Here is a 19,512-nt window from a genome sequence, read left to right as displayed (position 1 = left end):
CCCCGTGTCCACTTTCCGGGGTTCGGGCCCCATCACACCAACTTAGAACCGATATTGTCTCGACGAGTGGGTAAGTGCTCCGGCGGCGAGCAACAACGTCTTCGTTTCGCGCTTGCGCTCCTGGGTGACCCGCAGATTCTCATCCTTGACGAGCCGACTGCCGGTATGGATCCAGGCGCTCGCCGGGATTTTTGGGCGTCCATGCAGCACCAGGCTGAGCTCGGGCGCACCATCTTCTTCGCGACACACTATCTCGAAGAAGCAGACAGTTTTGCTGAAAGGATAGTGCTTTTGCACAAAGGGGAAGTTGTGGCCGATGACAAGGTAATTGATATACGTAACCGCGGCGAGGCTCGAAGAATTACGGCCCAGTTTGACGGCAGTATTCCTCCAGTCAGTTCGCTACCGGACGTTACTGAAGTCACCCACACTGGAGGTCACGTCCATATGACTACCTCAGATTCGGATTCACTGGCCCGCCATCTTCTTAACCATACAGGCGCTTATGACCTCACCATTAGCGCCCATAGTCTGGAAAACACTTTCCTCGCGCTTACCGATGAGCACAGCTAACCCATTTCTCCTCCCGCCAGCCCCCAAACGAAAGATTCCAACCATGTCTAATAGTTCCACCGCGCCTGCGTTTAGTAACACAATGCGTTTTGCTGGGTACAATTTCCTCCGGCTGCGCCGCAACCTCGCCCCGCTATTTTTCACCACCATTTTGCCGGTATTTTTCTATCTACTTTTCGGCACACTAATGGACGTTGGCAGCCTTCCCATTCACACCGGTAAATTTGCAGCTCTCCAAATGATCAGCATGGCCCTGTACGGCGGCGTCGCCGGTGCAGTGGGAGCTGCCGCTTCTTCAGTCACTGATGCTCGATCCGGTTGGAGACGCCAACTAGCGCTTACTCCGCTGCGCCCTCACCAGATCTTCTGGGCGAATATCACCTCCATAGCATTGCAAGCTCTGCTCCCCATTGCAGCAGTGTTTCTCACTGGTGCATTAACTAAAGCTGACATGGAGGCCCACCAGTGGGCTTTGTCCTTTCTTGCTTGCGCTATTGTCTCTATTCCCTTTGGCTTATATGGAATGATATGGGCACTTGCTTTACCGACGGATAACTCCGTGGCCATTGCTTCTTCCTCTATTGTCCTCCTGCTGTTCGCCGCCAATGTCTTTATCCCCCTATCTTCCTCACTTATGGCGTTTGGCCGCTTTACACCCCTTTTTGGCCCAGTCGTGTTGGCTCAATGGCCATTGGCAGAAGGGATGCAACTGCTAAATGATGCCGATGGCACGGTTAACCATTCCCTGTGGAGCGCGGGACTAAACTTCGCCGTATGGACCGCAATTTTCGTCGGAGCCTGCGCAGCGCTGCTCCACCGCGACAAATCACGAATGTAATGAATTCATTCCACTCGCCCTTTACGGGATTCGCTACAAATAATGCGGTGTTTGCCAGCGTTTGGCTTATATTTCTGCTCTTCGGCTTAATTCTCAATTTCGCTCAGCCTGGTGTGGACGCTACGCAGCGCCTAGGTTCCACTGCCTGTGTTATCGCTTTCAGCGCCCTATATTTCTTCAGCTTTGGTTCGGTGACTTACTACCCGCGGGGCTGGAACTTACGTTATCGCTTGGCCGCTCGGTGGTCTGCCTTAGCGCTCATAGCGCTTATCGCCATACCCTTCTTTGGAGTTTATGCCACCACATTTGTGCCCTATCTAGCTGCATTCCTCGGGTTTCAATTACCACTGCGCCGGGCATTATTATGGGTACTTCTTACCGGACTCGTAGTCACAGGTGCCTTATGGAGCGTCGATTCGCAAGACCTCTTAGGGACATTCATTGTGATATTCGGCTGGCCAATCTTGCTGGTGATGCTAGGCACAATGTCTCAAAGGGAAGACTCCCGCACGGATTTAGAGCATCAACTCGATCTCGCTCGCCAACGCGAAGACATTGCCACCGACGTTCACGATTTGCTCGGTCACTCGCTTACCGTCATCAATTTAAAATCTGAGTTGGCACAGCGGTTAGTAGACGTAGATCCAACTCGAGCTCGAAACGAGCTTCAAGAAATACGTGACCTTTCCCGTAAGAGTTTGGCAGAAGTCCGCTCCACAGTTACCCGGATGCGCATGCCGACCTTGGCGGGAGAAGTTCAGGCAGCACGACGAGCATTCGATACTACAGGGATTCAAGCGCATCTTCCTGCCAACGTCCAAGCCGTAGGACTTTATGACGCCGCCTTTTCCTGGGCATTACGTGAGCTCACCACTAACGTTATTCGCCACTCAGGAGCACAGCACTGCTGGGTTAGCATAACCCAAAATAAGCTCCAAGTCGTAGACGATGGTTGCGGCTTCGATCCGAAAATGCAGTACCAAAGTGGCGGGCTACACGGGCTTCACAAGCGAATAGAGGACAGCGGCGGAAAGTTGATTATTATGAGGAAGGACGACCGCACCGTAGCGCTGATTACTATGAATGGTGATACTGAGTTACTACCCTTGGACAGTGAAATTGGTTCCGATGGCTGATACATCTCCACCCATCCGTATCCTTATCGCAGAGGATCAATCATTGGTTCGCGGCGCCCTTGTCGCTCTCCTAGCTACCGAACCAGATATTGACGTAGTTGCTCAATGCGCGACTGGCAACGAGGTTGCGGGGCTCGTTGCCAAGCACAACGTGGAGGTAGCTCTACTCGATATTGAGATGCCTGGAAAGAGCGGTCTAGACGTAGCTGAAGAGCTCTCCGACAGTCCATGCAAATGCCTCATCGTTACTACTTTTGGCCGCGGCGGCTATGTAAAACGTGCTATTGATGCTGACATCGCTGGATTCATAGTCAAAGACACTCCCCCAGAACAACTCGCGGAGGCAATTCGCCGAGTAAAGGCTGGGCTGCGGGTGATCGATCCTGCCTTAGCACGAGAAAGTCTTTTTACCCCGGACAACCCGCTCACACCCCGGGAACGAGAAATCGCGCGGCTTTTATTATCTGGGGTGACTTCCTCAGAACTGGCGCGCAAAGTGCATCTTAGTCCAGGCAGTGTACGCAACGTCGTCTCCAGTATCATGACAAAAACCGATGCAAATAATCGCTACGAGGCTGCGACGAAAGCCCAAACTCAGGGCTGGATTTAAAGAACACATTTTTCTCCAGCCCAATTGGACCGCGTTTTCCAGAAAAATCGGCCATAGACCTAGGCTTAAGCCCCGCTCCTGTCTGGAACGGGGCTTAAGCGTTATTTAATTAGAAATTAGGGCGAGAACTACTTGTTCTCGTCGTCACCGTCGTCATTGGTGCCGAGCTTGTCATCAATGGCATCGCGGGCCTTGTCCACCTGGTCTGCCTTGTCCTCGCCCAGCTTGTCCTTGGCAAAGTCCTCGGCCTTGTCCAGGCCTTCCTTGGTAACTTCCTCGCCCTTTTCGGAGTTCAGTGCTTCCTTTGCCTTGTCAAAGATACCCATTGCTAATCCTTTCGTTGTTTACTTCATCTAACCATTGCCGCATCCGGCAACACTGCCCACGATAACGACACTGCCGGTGCTTCGCCACCAAAGCTAGTCAGAGGTCCTAAAGTGATAGCGTTAATGAGACCATTGACCAGCTCGCACGGAAAAGGCAACAAATGACCCACACTAGCCCTAGTGCAGATGGCAACGCCGGAGAATTCTTTGGGCTGGTATGGCCTGGCAAGCAAGCCGCGCGCGCGGCGGCGGAGGCTCCCCTATCTTCCGAGTTCGAGCTCGATGCTGCGTTAAGCACCTCTCCTACCTCGCCCAATAGCATCCACTTGTCCGATAACCTGCCGGTTCTACAGCACTGGGCTTCCACGGGCGAGACTTTCGATGTCATCTACATCGACCCGCCGTATAACACCGGCCGGGACTTTGTCTACCGCGATAATTACCGCGCGCGGCGCGAGGTAAATTCCGGCAGCTATGCCCAGTGGCACGCCGAGTGGCTTTCCATGATGCTCCCGCGGCTCATCTTGGCGCGGCGCGTTTTGGCGGAGAACGGCTTTATATTCGTCTCCATTGGAGAGGACGAGGCTGCTAATACCCGCAAGGTTTTAGACGAGGTTTTTGGCGAGGGCTGCTATGCCGGGCAATTCATTTGGAAAAAGGCCGGCACTGGGAAAAACGATTCCAAGTATGCGGTGGTAGAACACGAATACATCCTCTGCTATGCCAAGAACCCGGATAACCCCGGATTCAATGTAGATGCTGAGGGCTATACGAGCACCAAATATAACCACGAGGATGAACGTGGCAAATACTCCTTGGTGCGCTTAGATTCTAAGACTCTGGGGTATCTGCCATCGCTTGATTTTCCCATTTCCTCTCCCGATGGCACGCAACACTGGCCTGACCAACCGGCTGGCCACAGCCAGATAGCGCGTTGGCGCTGGGGCAAGGATATGGTGGCAAAGCGCTACGATGAGCTGGTCTTTCGGCGCGGTTTTGTCTACACCAAGAACTATCAAAAAGCAGGGGCGCGGCCGCGTTCCATCCTCGATGGGCAAAGGTTTGGCGTAACGCGCACCGGACGCCGCGACGCAGAGGACGTCATGGGCGTGGAGGGAATCTTTGATTTCCCCAAGCCAGTACGCCTTATCAAGCATCTCATCGCCATTGGCGGCGGCGCCCATGCCCGGGTGCTCGACTTTTTCGCAGGCTCTGGCACCACGGCGCAGGCGGTCATCGAACTTAACCGAGAGGATAAGGGCGAGCGCAGCTTTCACCTAGTGCAAATTCCAGAGCCCACTGCCCCGGACAGTGCAGCGCACCGGGCAGGCTTTCTCAGCGTCGCGGATATTTGCGTCGAGCGCGTGCGATCCGTGCCTGGGTCCTCTTTCCGGGCCTACCGCGCGATCTAGGTTTCGCGGGTGCCGTCGGGTCTGCCCGGAATGCCGAAGAAGTCCAGGACGCGGTCAGTGGCGAAGAACTTTCCTACTTCATTATTTTTGTCTCCAATACCACCCGGCCACACGTGGGAGCCGCCACCGATGCGGATATGCTCCAGCGGTGCGGTGCAGCCCCGCCAATGCATGTCGAGGGCATTATTGACCAAACGGTTGGTATCTACCTTCTCCGAGCATTTATTGCGCTTGCGGTCCTGCTCTAAGACAGATTCAACGGAGAAATACTTGGTCTTGTGCCGGGTTCCGCCGTAATAGCCCACGACGGGGTCATCGGTGCCGTGCATATCGAGGCGCCCTACGGGTTCATGAGCGCAATCTTTCAGGATATCTTCATAATATGCTGCGGAAATGGTGGCGACCGAATGGAAGGTGCCGGGCATCTGACAAGCCAGGTAGGCAGCAAAACCGCCGCCGTTGGACATGCCGGTGGCAAAAAGCCTCGCATCATCAACGTTATAGGTCGCGCGCAGGGAGTCGAGGATATCGAGCACGAATTTCTTATCCTCGCTCCCGCTGGTTTCCGCGTATGGCGCCGGGCTCCACGCTTTTTCCTTCCCTGCAGGAAATACGGTAATAGCTTGTGCCGCATCGAGGCGGGAATAGTCTCGCAAGTTTTCCGCGGACTGCCCCCACCCGTGAAAAGCCATCACGACAGGCCACTCTTTTTGGGCCGTATAATTTTCCGGCACGCTGAGAATAAATGAACGACCGGACGGCAGGTTAATCGTCGTATAGGAGCCGGGTTCTGGGCCACTGAGCGGCGCAGAGGTAGGAATCCCGAGCTGCGAGGCAGCCGAACCGTGCGATCGCGTGCTTTCGCTGCGTACTGCCGAATCCGATTCTTCCTCGTTATTTGCGCATGACACGCCCAGCGCCGCCACGCAGCACAAGACTGCGGTGCTCAACGTCGCGCGCACCGGCCTCCGCCTCATGATTTTCGTCCCTTCTGCCAAGCGGCCCATAACTGTTTATAACGGCCCCCATAATTTAGCAGCTCTGCATGGCTACCCTGTTCTACTACCCGGCCATTATCCATGACCACGATGGCATCGGCACGCGAGGCCTGATCCAGGCGGTGCGCAACCACCAAGGCGGTGCGTCCCTCCATCACAGTCTCTGCGGCGTCCTCTAAGGATTCAGCGCCCACCGAGCCTGCTTCTGCCGTGGCTTCATCCAAGATGATAATGCGCGGATCCAACAGCACGATTCGGGCAAGCGCCAATTGCTGCGCAGCCACCGGGTCCAACGGCATGCCCTGCGCACCGACGATGGTATCGAGGCCCGCTTCCAGATCGAAAAACCAGTCAGCCTGAACTTGGCGCAGCGCCTGGGCCATTTCCGCATCGGTGGCCTGTGGCGCCGCAAGTGCAAGATCCTCGCGCAAACTCCCAGAAAATACGTGCACCTCTTGGGAGACGAGGGCAAGGCGTTGGATACGCTCGGCATCGGAAAGCAGGGCAACCTCGACGCCATCGACAAGTACGGTGCCTTGATCCGGGACGCGCAAGCCCGCGAGCAACGCAGCCACGGTGGATTTTCCTGCCCCAGACGCCCCGACGAGGGCAACCGTTTCACCAGGCGTGATCGCAAGGTTGAGCCCCTCGACGGCCCAGGAGTTATCGTCATAGCGGAAGGAAATATCCCGCATATCCACGCTGCCATCGCCCCTCGGCGCACCGCTATCCGGCACTGGCTCGGGCGGATCGATGACCACGCCCACGATGCGCGCCAACGAGGCATACCCTGATTGCACCGTATCGAGCACGCGCATCAGCCCCATCAGTGGACCGCGCAGGCGAATGAGCAATAACATCGCCGCGGTGACCGCGCCAACAGTAAGCGCATTGGCCTGGACCCCCCAAAAGCTCACCGCTAAACCGGTGCCCAATAATACCAGCTCAATGCCGGTGAGGTGGGCCTGGAGTACCATCATCGTCCGGCGCGCGTTATAGCCTTTTTCCACCACACGCGTTGAAGCCGCCCCGATCCGATCGTGCATCGTCTTTTCCATGCGGAATGCACGGACCGTATCCCTGCCGTGGATCGCTTCCAAAAGCTTGCGGGCGCGGTCCGCCATGGCGGCGCGCTCAGCGGCATACCGGTCAGGGGCGCGCCGCAGGTAATACCGGCTGGCAAAGAAATACAGCGGGGTCACGGCAACAATAACCACGAGGTATTGCCAATCCACCGTAAGCAGCGCTACTGCCGTTGAGGCAATGGCAAAAATGGACTTTGCCAGCATGGGGACCGTCTCAGTAACCGCGGAGGAAAGCTCCGCCACGTCATCGGTAGAGCGCGATACCAAGTCTCCGGTTCCGGCGTCCTCGACGCGGTGTGTGGGAAGGCCGAGTGCTGTAGAGACCATATCCTCGCGCAGGGACGCGATGACGCGCTCGGTCAGCTGGGACAGAACATAGAATCCCGTTGCCGATAAAGCGGCAGACGCGCCCGCGACCCCGATGAGCAGGACTCCGAGGAGGGCGATGCTGGCGCCCGTTGTCACGGCATCGACAATTTTGCCGAGCAGAATCGCAATGCTGACATTGGCCGCTGCCCCGGCGATCAAGAACACCACGGCAATAACGGCGCGCCGGCGCGCGTGCGGGATGGCCGAGAGCTGCTGCGCCACAACCTTTCTTACCTGTGGCCAGGTAGCGGTGGGAAAACGCATTAGGACTCCACCCCCACTGCATGCCAGGCGGGCGCCGACGTATAGACGATGGTGGTTTTATCCTTCCGATAGTCCGCAACGCGGTGGGCTACCTCTTGCTCGGTCACGGAATCGACCGCCGTGGTGGGATCAGAAAGAATCAGCACCTCTGGATCCGCTGCAATAGCGCGGGCAAGGGCGACTCGTTGCTGCTGGCCGCCGGACAGGTTGTTTCCGCGCTCACCCACGGCGCGGTCAAGCCCACCGGGAATATCCGCGCCCGCAGCCACCTCTAGGGCCCGTGCGGCCGTATCCGCATCCGGATGAATATTGTCTTGCACGGTCCCGTCAAACAGCATGACCTCGTGCGGCACGACGATGAATTTCTCCCGGGGCAGCTCCCGCAATTCCTCCGGAGCATGCCCATCGATGGCAGTGACTCCTGACTGCAGCGCAGGAATATTCGGTGCAGCGTCTCCGGGCAGCCCTAGAGCTCCCAGCAGGCCTACTATTCGCTGCGCACTCGCCTGCGCCGCGGCCCACCGGGAAGCGATATTTCGGCCAAGCATGGTCATCGGGGTAATGATGAATTGGGTAAGGCCAATGATCATAATAAGCTCACCAATGCTCATCTGCCCGTCCAGCGCCAGGTAGCCGGCGGCAACGGCGACGGCGATGACATAAATCGAGCCCAGCGCCTCCGTAGAAGCATTCAATCCTGCCTGCGCCGCATTGGCTTCAACGGTTCGCTCGTAGGCGGCATCGGAATCACCCGCATAACGCTTACGCACGGTACCTATCGCACCGATCCCTTTAATAATGCGCAGGCCATGGACAATATCTGTCGCCGTCGCACTGGCGCGGCCCAATGCCGCTTGCCGGATACCAGAACGCTTGCGCAACGGACCAGCCGAGCGCAGCGATCCCCACACCACAAGGGGACCGCCGCATAAAATGGCCACTCCAAGCGGCACATTCACCCGGCTGGTCATCACCGCGACATAAATGATGGACGTAATCTCCGCCACTGGGAATACCGTCATCATCACGGCATTTTGTACGCGGGTCGCATCAGTAGAGGCAATGGCCAATAACTCTCCTGGCGTGCGTTTCGGACCGCCCATCCCCTTGGGATCCAGAATCCGATCCGTAATGGCCATGCGCACGTCGTGGCCGATAACCAGCATGCTGCGCGCATTGAGCCCGCGGCCAAACCACCCGGTGACGGCATTAACCGCGAAGGCCAGGACCAGGAGTGCAAGCCACCACCACAGTCGCTCGATCGATCCTTCCACCACCGCTTCATCGATGGCATAGCCCACGATGACCGGTGTGGTGCCGTTGAGCACGAAGGAGATAGCCATGCACACAGCGGCGGGGATTGTCATCCCAGGCCTAGAGAAGACAGTCTTCAGCAACCACCGCGGATCTGATGGTTCTGGAAGTGTTGCCATAACAAGCCATTCTACTTCCCGGTAGGTTAGATAGCCTATGTCGACTCGCCACCCCAGCCCCCAACACTTCCCCAGCTACCGCAATCCCTCTGCGAAGCAGAAACCTACCTTTGGCACCGATCCCCAGCGCACCCAGGCAGCGCGCGCCTTTCACCACGGTGCGCACACCTATCAGGACGTCCGCCCCCATTACCCGGCCGAGGTTGCTGAACTCATCGCCGGTGCCCACCGCGTGGCCGATATCGGCGCCGGCACCGGCAAACTCACTGAGTCTCTCACCAACCCCAACGTGCTTGCGGTCGAGCCATCGGCAGATATGGCCCGCGTGCTCCAACACCGCTTGGACATTCCCATCATCCGCGCCACGGCCGAGCACACCGCGCTTGCCGATGCCTCCCTCAACGCCGCCTGCCTCGCCCAAACCTGGCACTGGGTCGACGTTGTCGCCGCTTCCGCCGAGCTGGACCGCATCCTCGCGCCGGGCGGGCGCGTGCTTTTAGTGTGGAATACCCTCGATGTACACGCGGATCCGTGGATCCTCCGGCTAAGCCGCATCATGCACTCTGGCGACGTGCATAAGCCCGGCTTCTATCCGGAGTACAAGGCGCCTTGGACCTTAGACCGCGAGCTCCGGCTGAGCTGGACCCACGAACTCACCCCAGAACAGCTCCACCAACTCATGCGCACCCGCTCATACTGGCTCAGAAATAACGAGGACATCCACGAGCGCATGACCCACAATCTGAACTGGTACCTCTACGAGCACATGGGCTTTTCTGCCGGGCAAAAACTACACATCCCGTACCGCACGGATGCTTTCGTGCTGGCACGGGAGGCGAAGTCTCGCGACTGATTACAGGAGAACCTGGGCCAAGAGGGAGCCGACCAGACAAGAGGTGAATACGGAGATCGCTCCGGGGATAAGGAACGAGTGGTTTATGACGTATTTGCCAATTCGCGTCGTCCCCGTGCGATCGAAGCCGATGCAGGCCAAGTCTGAAGGATACGTGGGCAAGATGAAGTAACCATAAGCCGCACCGTAGAACCCGACGATGACAGCCGGGTCAATGCCCAATTGCAAACCAATGGGTGCAATCGCTACCAAGGCAGCAGCCTGCGAATTTACCAACTTGGACACAACTACCAGCACAACGGCGTACGTCCATGGGGCCGCCTCGACGACGGAACCCAAGTTCGTCTCCAGTGCATCGATGTGGGATTGGAAAAACGTATCTGCCATCCACGCAACACCAAAGACAGAAAATACAGCTGTCATGCCGGCCTTGAATACAGGAGTAGACGCAATCTTTTTAGTATCCACCTTGCAGCTAAGAAGGATGATGGCACCAGCGACGAGCATGACCATTTGGATCACTAGGTTCATTGATACCGGGCTAAGCTCGCCGTCATCACCAGGGACCAGTGGGCGCAGGAACTCGAAGGCGCCGAGGAGTACCACGCAGGCAATAGCGATAAGGAAGACGACTACCGAGCGCTTAGCCTCGCGGGAAAATTCCTTACCGATGAGCGAGTCGGCGCTCTCGTTGATGCTGGCAGCAAACTCTGGGTCTTTCATCCGCTCCTGGAAAACCGGATCCTTGTCCAGGTCTTTGCCGCGACGCAGCGACCAAAACGCGGCGAGAAGAACACCGCACAAGGACGCGGGTAGCGCCACCGTAAGAATCTGCGGAATCGAATAAGCCTTGTCGATAGCTCCAGCATTTTCCGCAAGGATCGACGCAAGAGAAACGGTAGCCACAGACACCGGTGAAGCGGTAATACCCATCTGCGCCGAGGTCGAGGCCACTGCCATCGGACGCTCAGGACGGATTCCCTTTTTGAGCGCGATGTCTTCAATGATCGGAAACATGGTGTAGACCACGTGGCCAGTGCCGCACAGTACGGTGAGGAACCAAGTAGTCAGTGGTGCCAAAATTGTGATGCGCTCTGGATGAGCACGCAAGAACTTCTCCGCATGCTGCATCATCACTTCCAAACCTTGTGCTTGTTGCAGTGTGGCTGCACAGCCGATAACGGCAATGATCGTCAGCATGACCGACACAGGGGGCTCGCCCGGTGCCAATCCAAACACGAAGACCATCAGCATCAAGCCGATGCCAGAAATTAATCCGAGGCCGATCCCGCCATAGCGGGTGCCCAAAAGCAAAGCACTTAAAATGATTATGACTTGAAGCACGATAGCCAGGACTGAATCCGGGGCAATCACATTCGCTAACATGTCATGCCTTTCAAACAGAAAGTAAATGGTTGACAAGTTTTATCCTATCGGCGCCATAGTGCTCTCACCGAAGTAAAAAGGAGAGCGAAGTGTCACACCATTGTTGGTGACACTTTTGCTCTCCTAAGTGGTAAAATACCGGGTTAACCGGCGAAATTATGTAGTTTTGAGGCGTCCTGATGCCTCTTCAATGAGCTCCGGCTTTGCTGGCGAGACAAGCTCAACTACACCTCACGTGCCAACCCCGAAAGCTGTTGCGCACTATTAGTTGTCGATTCCTCAGGCCTTGTCCTTCTCAGACTTCAGGTCAATCTTATAGTGCAAGTGATTTTTCACTGCGGGCCACTCATGCCGCAGCACGCTATACACGCAGGTATCTCTGACTATCCCGTTATCTAGTATCTGGTGGCCGCGAAGGATTCCATCAAGATGTGCCCCTAGGGATTCCAACGCGCGGCGGCTTTCACGGTTAAAGGAGTTGGTAGTGAAGAACACGGATAAGCAATCAAGCTGCTCAAATGCGTGGCCCATGAGGGCCAGTTTGCAATCAGCATTAACCGCAGTATTCTGCGCGGATTGCCTGTACCAAGTGTATCCGATTTGTGCGCGCCTGTTATCTGGTTCTAAGGCCTGATAACCAGTCATTCCTACCGTATTGCCAGCAGAATCGAACACCGTAAAAAGCTGCGACCCGTGGGAGTCATACCAAGAAATGCGTTCTTCCACGGCTTTTTCCATCTCACTCGGTGATGGAACCTTGGTGTACCACCGCTTCCATAATTCCCCGTCCTGTACGGCCTCAGCCAGTCCAGAGGTATGGTCTACGCTCAACGCCTTGAGAGTGATATGTTGCCCGCGCAAGATCTCGATTTTCTGTGACACCGTATTTACCTTCTTGCTATCTGGGCCTAATCCAATGATCTAATGTCTTTCAAGCTTAGCTGCCAATGACACCGAGCGTAATGAGGTAGATAAAAACAAGCGAAGCCCCACGGTTGTGAAAGCTTCGCTCGTATTCGCAGTGAACTCTTATTTCCGCTTTTTGCCTCGGCGTTCGCGCACTCGCACGGCGATGCGGATGGGAGTGCCGTGGAAACCAAAACGCTCGCGGAATTTGCGCTCAAGGTAGCGCCGGTAGGATGCGTCGAGGAACCCAGTGGTAAATAAAACAATCGTCGGTGGCTGGGTCGATGCCTGCGTAGCAAAGAGCACGCGCGGCAAACGATTATTCTTCATCGGCGGCGGGTTGGCAGCGATGGCCTCCCGCATCCAGTTGTTGAGCTGACCGGTAGACACGCGTTGATCCCAGCTTTCTAGGGCCTCAATCATGGCAGGCTCCAGCTTTTGCAGGGCGCGACCGGTCTCAGCAGAAATATTGACGCGGGTGACCCACGGCAAGTGTCGCAGCTGCTCGTCAATCTCACGATCGAGGTAATAGCGGCGGTCCTCATCCATCAGATCCCACTTATTGAACGCGATGACCAAGGCCTTGCCGGATTCCAGCACCATATTGAGCACGCGCTGGTCCTGCTCGGAGATCTCCCCGGAGGCATCGATAAGCATGATGCATACCTCGGCAGCATCGATCACGCCGCGGGTGCGCAAGGAAGCATAGTACTCGTGACCCTGCGCGTTCTTGACCTTCTTGCGCAGGCCCGCGGTATCAATGAACTTCCACAACTGCTCATCCAGCTGCACCAGCGAGTCCACGGGGTCTACCGTGGTGCCGGCGACATTATCTACCACCGAGCGCTCCTCGCTGGTGAGCTTATTGAGCAGCGAGGACTTGCCCACATTCGGCCTGCCGACGAGCGCGACGCGGCGAGGTCCCGACGTAATCGAGGTCTCGCGCGGTTCTTCGGGGAAGCTGCGCAGGATCTCATCCAGCACGTCCGCGCCACCGCGCCCGTGCTGCGCGGAAACCGGCCACGGATCCCCGAGGCCCAAGGCGTAAAACTGCGCCATATCCGCATACTGGTTATCGGAATCGAATTTATTCGATACCACGATCACCGGAACCGGGGATTTTTGCAGGCGGCGCGCCATGACCTCATCGGTTTCCGTAATGCCTACCTTGGTGTCTACCACCATCACGATGACATCGGCGGTATCCATCGCCATTTCTGCTTGGCGGGCGATATCGGCGTGCATGCCTTTGACGTTGGGATCCCAGCCGCCGGTATCCTGCACGATAAAGCGCTGTCCATTCCAGTCCGCCACATAGGAGACGCGGTCACGGGTCACGCCAGGGTGATCTTCTACAACGGCCTCGCGGCGGCCGAGGAAGCGATTAACCAACGATGACTTGCCCACATTCGGCCGGCCCACAATAGCGACGGTGCACAGGGCTTCTTCGGTGGCATCGGCAAATCCGAGCGATTGCGAGAGCTGCTCCCACTCGTCCTCACTGAGAGGCTGCTCTAGGTCTTCCTCATCCCCGTAATCGGCCTCGCCGAACTCTGACTCATCAAAGTCGTAATCAAATTCTTCAGCATCGAAATCGTCCGTAGCCCACCCCGGCGAGGTCTCTACCGTTTCCTCGTCGAACTTACCCGCAGGGTAATGGAACTGCGTGACTTCTTCCTCTGGGGACTCAAAATCTTTATTGCTCATCAGCGGGACTCCTTAACCACGTTGATAAGAGCCTGCACGACGTCCTCCGGGCTCATGTCAGAGGTATCGACGATAGTCGCATCGTCGGCTGGGCGAAGCGGTGAGGTTGCGCGGGAAGAATCCGCGGCATCGCGGCGCTGCACATCCGCCAGTACAGATTCAAAATCGGAGGCAATGCCGGCCTTTTCGTTTTGATCGTGTCGGCGCTGAGCACGGACTTCCGCAGAAGCCGTCATAAAGGCCTTCGCTGGTGCATCGGCCAGCACGACGGTGCCGATATCGCGGCCCTCTACGATGGCGCGGTGGGCGCGCTGCGCCAGCGTGCGCTGCAATGACACCAAGTTCTCCCGCACCTCCGGGATGGCAGATACTGCGGAGACGTTCTGGGTGACCTCATCTTCCCGGATGACGCGGGAGACATCGGCGCCATCGAAAAGCACCTGCGTGGAATCCGGATCATCGGAGACCTCCAAGGGGAGGTTAGCCGTCGCGGAAATCACCGCTTCCTTGTCCGCGGGATCCACGCCTTGGCGCAATACCGCCAAGGTTGCCACGCGGTACATGGCGCCGGTATCGATGTATTTTGCATCCAATTGCTTGGCTAGGGCCCGGCATGTCGTGGACTTTCCCGTTCCGGAGGGGCCATCGACCGCAAGAATCAGGCCTTCATCAGGCATATTCGAAATCATTACATTCCCACCGCCTTGTACAAGCTCGTCAACTCGTTGGAATTTAGCGCGCGCAGTCCGCCGGGCTTCATATCGCCCAATTGGACCGTGTGCAGCTTGGTGCGCACCAAGCGCTGCACGGGATAGCCGGCTTCCTTCAGCAAGCGGCGCACGATGTGCTTGCGCCCTTCGTGCAGCTCTACTCGGACCAGAGAGAACCCCTGGTTTTTGTCCACTACCTGCACGAAATCGGCCTTTGCCAGGCCATCTTCTAGCTCGATGCCCTCTTTGAGCTGGCGCACAAGCTTATTATCGGCCTCACCCAATACCGTGGCCAAGTAGGTTTTCTTCACCTCATACTTGGGGTGCATCAGGCGGTTCGCCAATTCCCCATCGTTGGTGAGGATGAGCAGGCCTTCCGTATCCGCATCCAAGCGGCCTACGTGGAATAGGCGCTGGCCCGAGGCAACCTTTTCAGACACCACGTCACCCACGCAGGGGCGGCCGAGGTCATCTGACATCGTTGACTGCATTCCGCGGGGTTTATTGAGGATGAAATATTCTTGGTCTTCGTTGACGTTAACGCGAACACCGTCGACGCGGATGACGTCCACGGCGGGATTGACCTTAACGCCCTGCTTGAGAATGACATTGCCATTTACTTCGACACGGCCGGCATCAATGAGGATCTCCGCGTGGCGCCGCGATGCGACGCCCGCCTTGGCCAAGACCTTCTGCAGGCGCTCGCCCTTGGGCTTATCGTCATCGACCAGCCAGTCAGCGCCCAAATCGCGCGCCACCGATTCTGCAGTGGCCTTCTGCTTTTTCTTGGAAACGTGTTGATTACGAGCCGGCTTGGCATTAGAGACAACGATATCGCTGTCTCGCTGCTTCTTATCCGGTGTGCCGTCACGGCGAGCGGGAGGAGTCACTTAAGTGTCCTTTTCTCTCGAAGATATGAAATTACCTGCGTGAGTCTACCCCACCTCAGTACTCTTCGTCGATTGCATCGACATCTGGGAGAAGCGGTGCCAAATCAGGAAGGCGTTCCAACGAGTCTATGCCTAAGAGTTCGAGGAAAAGTTCCGTGGTTTCATACCGGTGCGACGCTCCTTCGAACTCGTCCTGCGGGAGCTCGCGGATGAGCCCTCGCAGGTTAAGGGTGCGCATTACGCCGTCCACGTTGACACCGCGCACCGCAGAGACCTGCTGGCGTGTGACCGGTTGGCGATAGGCCACGACGGCTAGCGTTTCCAAGGCCGCGCGCGAGAGCTTCGTTTGCGCCCCATCCAATAAAAACTCCTCCACCGCGCTGGCGTTTTCCTGGCGGGTATAAAACCGCCAACCCTCAGGGGTTTCGCGCAGGTCAATTCCAGAGCCGCGGCTATCGAATTCGCGTTGGATTGCCCGCAAGCAGTCACTAATGACCGCTGGTTCAACGCTAAGCGCCCGCGCCAGGGACTCTACGGATGCCGGCGAATCGAGCACCAGCAAGATCGATTCAAGCCGGGATCGCAATTGCGAAATGAGCGGAAGATCCATGCCCCTTAGAGTACAACCACGGAAGGCGGTGCTAGCACTAGTCCCAATTTGCTGCTGCAACGACCGCAGGATCTACGTCCAAGCCGGTCCAGGAAAGGTCCAGCTGGCCCAGCGGTTCCTCCTGCTGGGCATCAACCGCCTTGGCCTTAAATAGTTCCAAAAGCGCCAAGAACCTGCCGACGATATGCATGGTTGTGGTGCAATCCCGGGTAAGGGAGGAAAAACTTGTCCACTGCCCGGCACCCATGAGTTTGAGCGTTTCGAGGATCTTTCCAGCCTGCTCGGGCACGGAGACGGCGACGCCATGAATATGGCCCGTTGCCACTTCTTCCGGCGGCTTGGGGCGAAAGACGCCCGCCGCCATTTCCGCAAAGCTCGCTGGAGTATGGCCCAGGGTTACGGGAGGTAAAAGCTCTGCAAATTGCTCCTCGATGCTGACCGCACGCGGATAACTGCGCTGCGCCTCTCGCTGCCAGCGGGCAAATTGGTCCGCCGCATGTTTATAGGCCTTGTACTGCAAAAGCCGGGCAAAGAGCAGGTCACGCGACTCCAGCAACTCTAGGTCCTCTAGATCATCGACCTCACCCCGTGGCAATAGCCGTGCGGCCTTTAAGTCCAATAGCGTCGCCGCCACGACCAAGAAATCAGTCGTCTCATCCAAATCCGCGTTCTCGCCCAATTGGCGCGTGTAGCCCACAAATTCATCGGTCACCTCAGACAAGGCCACATCCGTGATATCCATCTTCTTGGCCTGGATGAGCTGCAAAAGCAGATCAAATGGCCCCTCGAAATTCCGCAGGGCAATGCGGAATCCCGTAATCTCTGGTTGCGTCACGGTAGCTTAGACGGTCGAGCGCTCGATGACTTCCTTCGCCAGATCGCGGTATTGCTGCGCGGCCTGTGAATTGGGCGCCCACGAGGTGATGGGCTCGCCGGCCACGGAGGTTTCTGGGAAGCGCACGGTACGGGTAATGACGGTATCGAATACTTGATCCCCAAAGTATTCCACCACGCGGGACATTACCTCGCGGGCATGCTTGGTGCGCCGATCAAACATGGTGACCAGAATGCCCATGACTTCCAGATCGAAGTTGATGCGGTCAGAGACCTTTTCCACCGTGTCCGTGAGCAAGGCAAGCCCGCGTAGCGAGAAGAACTCGCATTCCATGGGGATGATGACGCCCTGGGAACAAGCTAGGGCGTTGACCGTAAGCAGACCCAAGGAAGGCTGGCAGTCAATGATGATGAAGTCATAATCCCGGCGCACCGGACGCAGGGCGCGCGCCAAGGTATGCTCGCGGCCTACTTCATTGACCATCTGAATCTCTGCTGCGGAAAGGTCAATATTCGCCGGAACCAGATCCATGCCGGACACGCTGGTGTGGTGAATGGCGGAGTGGATAGAGGTATGGCTATCCAGCATTACGTCATAAATCGAGTCCTCGATGTCGTCATGGTTTAATCCCAGCCCAGCCGAAAGGGCGCCTTGCGGGTCCAAATCAACCAGTAGGACCTTGCGTCCATACTCTGCGAGGCAGGCCCCCATATTGATGGTGGACGTGGTCTTGCCCACGCCGCCCTTTTGGTTACACATCGAGATGATGGTGGCGGGCCCATGTTTTTCCAAGGGGGCGGGTTCCGGCAGCTCGCGGACAGGGCGGCCAGTTAGCCCCGTCTCTACATCAGAGGCTGAAAAGAGACCCTCTTCGCTCACAGTCAAACCTTCTTCCTTGACGCCAAGTCATGGACCATGACATTTGGCATAGGGTTGCTTACAACGTTGTAACTATAGCGTACCCGCTCCCCTTTATGACTACCGAGACTTTGCAAATATCAAGCCTCTAACTTTGACTTAAGTACCTGCCGGACGAGTGGAAGCTACGCCCGAGGATGCGCTGTCCGCCACACCTCCCGCAAGGAATCAGCAGTGACGTGCGTATAGATCTGCGTCGTAGTTACTGAGGAATGCCCTAAAAGCTCCTGCACGGTGCGCACATCGGCACCGCCTTCGAGCAAATGTGTAGCGAAGGAATGGCGCAGCGTGTGCGGGGAAATGGATTTATCCAACTGGCTGCGCTGCGCCGCGGTTTTAATAACGGACCACGCGCTTTGCCGCGAGAGCGCCCCGCCGCGGGTATTCAAAAACAGCGCGGCGGTCTTGCCCTTTCCCAGCACGGGCCGAGCGCGCACTAGGTAGGCGTCGATAGCCTGCCCGGCATGCGAGCCCAGGGGTACAAGCCGCTCCTTATCGCCCTTGCCATGCAGGACTAGGACGTCATCGGCAGTAGCTACGTCATCGACGTTCAGCGAAATGACCTCAGAAATGCGCGCGCCAGTGCCATAAAGCACTTCTAGAAGCGCTCTATCGCGAAGGTCAACCGGCGTTTCCGTAGGCGTCGATTCGATGAGCCGTGACACCTCATCCACGCTCAAGGTTTCCGGCAAGTGTTGCCCCGTGGAAGGTGGGCTTACCTCGACGGCAACATCGCTATCGACCTCGCCTTCCGCAACGGCGAATTTATGCAACCCGCGCGCAACAATGAGGGCACGGTTGGCAGAAGATACCGCCATATTTTCACGCAGATCCTTTAAATAGGCCTCCACCATAGGTCGAGTTACCTGCCGTAGATCCTGGACCCCATTTACTGCCAGCCAATCCACATACCTGCGAATATCCCGCCGGTAATTGCTCAGGGTATTTGCTGAAACGCCGCGTTCGACGGCGAGGTGATTCAACCAGGTCTGAGCGATGTCCTCTGCAGCAGTCACTGCTTTTTCAGATCCGGTCCGCTGCGTCGAGCAGCCATATGGGTTGGGCGCAAATCGAACGGCGCATCCACCGAACGCGTCGGCTTTCCACCAATGACCGTGGCATATGCGGATAAAATACCCGCGCACGCAACGGAATTAACTATCTCACCGCCCAGCACCTTGTCAACTGCCTTATCTAAATCAACCCAGGCAAAATCCATATCGGCTTCTTCATCGCCGGTATCGTGCAGCGCCGGTACCTCGCTAAGGTCGCGAGCAAGGAAAATCCGCACGGCTTCCTCACAAAACCCCGGTGAGGTCACCATATCCGTGAGAACTTCCCAATCCTTCGCGGCAAGGCCCGCTTCCTCCTGCAACTCGCGCTGCGCGCCGGAAAGCTCATCCTCGCCCTTTACATCAAGCAATCCTGCCGGCAGTTCCCACAGCCGCTTGCCGACGCTATGCCGGTACTGATGCACCATCGCGATGCGCCGATCCTCATCCAAGGCCACTACCGCGACGGCGCCCAAGTGCTCGATGATCTCCCTATCCGCGGTGTTCCCTCCCGGCATGGACAAGGTATCGCGGCGTACGGCCACGATAGGGGCATCGAAAATTAACTCTGAATCCAAGACCTGAAAATCGTGGGCCACTG

The 19,512-nt window shown here is 57.0% G+C and carries 19 protein-coding genes and 1 pseudogene; 6 read left to right on the top strand and 14 right to left on the bottom strand.

What is annotated here, in order from left to right; translation table 11 throughout:
• Positions 1 to 39: 39 nt before the first annotated feature.
• The 4 genes and pseudogenes from ACLI1O_RS05915 to ACLI1O_RS05900 all read left to right on the top strand — a co-directional run.
• A pseudogene (locus tag ACLI1O_RS05915) lies at positions 40 to 573 on the top strand (ATP-binding cassette domain-containing protein); the annotation flags it as partial.
• Between the two features lie 82 nt (positions 574 to 655).
• On the top strand, positions 656 to 1,411 hold the full coding sequence (locus ACLI1O_RS05910; protein WP_349839430.1) for an ABC transporter permease: 756 nt from the start codon (positions 656 to 658) through the stop codon (positions 1,409 to 1,411).
• Complete coding sequence (locus tag ACLI1O_RS05905) at positions 1,411 to 2,547, top strand: sensor histidine kinase (RefSeq protein WP_411707041.1); 1,137 nt, start codon at positions 1,411 to 1,413, stop codon at positions 2,545 to 2,547. Before ACLI1O_RS05910 ends, ACLI1O_RS05905 begins: the two co-directional genes overlap by 1 nt.
• Entirely contained in the window at positions 2,540 to 3,157 is a 618-nt protein-coding gene (locus tag ACLI1O_RS05900) for a response regulator transcription factor (protein WP_349839410.1), read from the top strand. The genes ACLI1O_RS05905 and ACLI1O_RS05900 overlap by 8 nt, the downstream gene beginning before the upstream one ends.
• A gap of 128 nt (positions 3,158 to 3,285) precedes the next feature.
• On the opposite strand, the gene ACLI1O_RS05895 is transcribed toward ACLI1O_RS05900, so the two are convergent.
• Positions 3,286 to 3,483, bottom strand: a complete 198-nt coding sequence (locus tag ACLI1O_RS05895; protein ID WP_023028787.1) for an antitoxin — start codon at positions 3,481 to 3,483, stop codon at positions 3,286 to 3,288.
• 161 nt (positions 3,484 to 3,644) lie between these two features.
• Here ACLI1O_RS05895 and ACLI1O_RS05890 point away from each other — a divergent pair, with 161 nt between their 5' ends.
• A complete protein-coding gene (locus ACLI1O_RS05890) occupies positions 3,645 to 4,895 on the top strand; it encodes a site-specific DNA-methyltransferase (RefSeq protein WP_349839411.1) in 1,251 nt (416 codons plus the stop codon).
• Here the strand turns inward: ACLI1O_RS05890 and ACLI1O_RS05885 are convergent.
• From ACLI1O_RS05885 to ACLI1O_RS05875, 3 genes are read right to left on the bottom strand one after another with little or no spacing between them, the layout of a single operon-like run.
• Positions 4,892 to 5,872, bottom strand: a complete 981-nt coding sequence (locus ACLI1O_RS05885) for an alpha/beta hydrolase family esterase (protein ID WP_349839413.1) — start codon at positions 5,870 to 5,872, stop codon at positions 4,892 to 4,894. The two genes, ACLI1O_RS05890 and ACLI1O_RS05885, sit on opposite strands and share 4 nt — an antisense overlap.
• Positions 5,869 to 7,611: an ABC transporter ATP-binding protein gene (locus ACLI1O_RS05880; RefSeq protein WP_411707034.1), complete on the bottom strand. Its 1,743-nt coding sequence runs from the start codon at positions 7,609 to 7,611 to the stop codon at positions 5,869 to 5,871. The genes ACLI1O_RS05885 and ACLI1O_RS05880 overlap by 4 nt, the downstream gene beginning before the upstream one ends.
• Positions 7,611 to 9,044, bottom strand: a complete 1,434-nt coding sequence (locus ACLI1O_RS05875; RefSeq protein WP_349839416.1) for an ABC transporter ATP-binding protein — start codon at positions 9,042 to 9,044, stop codon at positions 7,611 to 7,613. The genes ACLI1O_RS05880 and ACLI1O_RS05875 overlap by 1 nt, the downstream gene beginning before the upstream one ends.
• 37 nt (positions 9,045 to 9,081) lie before the next feature.
• Here ACLI1O_RS05875 and ACLI1O_RS05870 point away from each other — a divergent pair, with 37 nt between their 5' ends.
• Positions 9,082 to 9,897, top strand: a complete 816-nt coding sequence (locus tag ACLI1O_RS05870) for a class I SAM-dependent methyltransferase (protein WP_349839417.1) — start codon at positions 9,082 to 9,084, stop codon at positions 9,895 to 9,897.
• On the opposite strand, the gene ACLI1O_RS05865 is transcribed toward ACLI1O_RS05870, so the two are convergent.
• From ACLI1O_RS05865 to ACLI1O_RS05820, 10 genes are all read right to left on the bottom strand, one after another.
• Positions 9,898 to 11,283 (bottom strand): anaerobic C4-dicarboxylate transporter, encoded by a 1,386-nt coding sequence (locus tag ACLI1O_RS05865; protein WP_349839418.1) that lies wholly within the window; start codon positions 11,281 to 11,283, stop codon positions 9,898 to 9,900. It abuts the gene before it with no gap.
• A 279-nt stretch (positions 11,284 to 11,562) separates the two neighbouring features.
• Complete coding sequence (locus tag ACLI1O_RS05860; protein ID WP_349839420.1) at positions 11,563 to 12,165, bottom strand: GNAT family protein; 603 nt, start codon at positions 12,163 to 12,165, stop codon at positions 11,563 to 11,565.
• Between the two features lie 147 nt (positions 12,166 to 12,312).
• A complete protein-coding gene (der, locus tag ACLI1O_RS05855) occupies positions 12,313 to 13,896 on the bottom strand; it encodes a ribosome biogenesis GTPase Der (protein WP_411707033.1) in 1,584 nt (527 codons plus the stop codon).
• Positions 13,896 to 14,585, bottom strand: coding sequence for a (d)CMP kinase (gene cmk, locus ACLI1O_RS05850; protein ID WP_349839423.1), 690 nt, complete (start codon positions 14,583 to 14,585; stop codon positions 13,896 to 13,898). The genes der and cmk overlap by 1 nt, the downstream gene beginning before the upstream one ends.
• Positions 14,585 to 15,496: a pseudouridine synthase gene (locus tag ACLI1O_RS05845; protein ID WP_005279286.1), complete on the bottom strand. Its 912-nt coding sequence runs from the start codon at positions 15,494 to 15,496 to the stop codon at positions 14,585 to 14,587. The genes cmk and ACLI1O_RS05845 overlap by 1 nt, the downstream gene beginning before the upstream one ends.
• 55 nt (positions 15,497 to 15,551) lie before the next feature.
• A complete protein-coding gene (scpB, locus tag ACLI1O_RS05840) occupies positions 15,552 to 16,106 on the bottom strand; it encodes an SMC-Scp complex subunit ScpB (protein WP_349839425.1) in 555 nt (184 codons plus the stop codon).
• Positions 16,107 to 16,143: 37 nt separating this feature from the next.
• Entirely contained in the window at positions 16,144 to 16,941 is a 798-nt protein-coding gene (locus ACLI1O_RS05835) for a segregation and condensation protein A (RefSeq protein WP_411707032.1), read from the bottom strand.
• A 6-nt stretch (positions 16,942 to 16,947) separates the two neighbouring features.
• Entirely contained in the window at positions 16,948 to 17,820 is an 873-nt protein-coding gene (locus ACLI1O_RS05830) for a ParA family protein (RefSeq protein WP_023022236.1), read from the bottom strand.
• 164 nt (positions 17,821 to 17,984) lie between these two features.
• Positions 17,985 to 18,875, bottom strand: coding sequence for a site-specific tyrosine recombinase XerD (gene xerD, locus ACLI1O_RS05825; protein ID WP_411707031.1), 891 nt, complete (start codon positions 18,873 to 18,875; stop codon positions 17,985 to 17,987).
• Positions 18,872 to 19,510: an NUDIX domain-containing protein gene (locus ACLI1O_RS05820; protein ID WP_284772281.1), complete on the bottom strand. Its 639-nt coding sequence runs from the start codon at positions 19,508 to 19,510 to the stop codon at positions 18,872 to 18,874. The genes xerD and ACLI1O_RS05820 overlap by 4 nt, the downstream gene beginning before the upstream one ends.
• Positions 19,511 to 19,512 lie beyond the last annotated feature (2 nt).

It is taken from the genome of Corynebacterium sp. LaCa78 (assembly GCF_046717505.1).
GTDB lineage: Bacteria > Actinomycetota > Actinomycetes > Mycobacteriales > Mycobacteriaceae > Corynebacterium.
The sequence above is the reverse complement of the archived record's forward strand: the minus strand, read 5'-3'. Positions and strand labels throughout refer to the sequence as shown.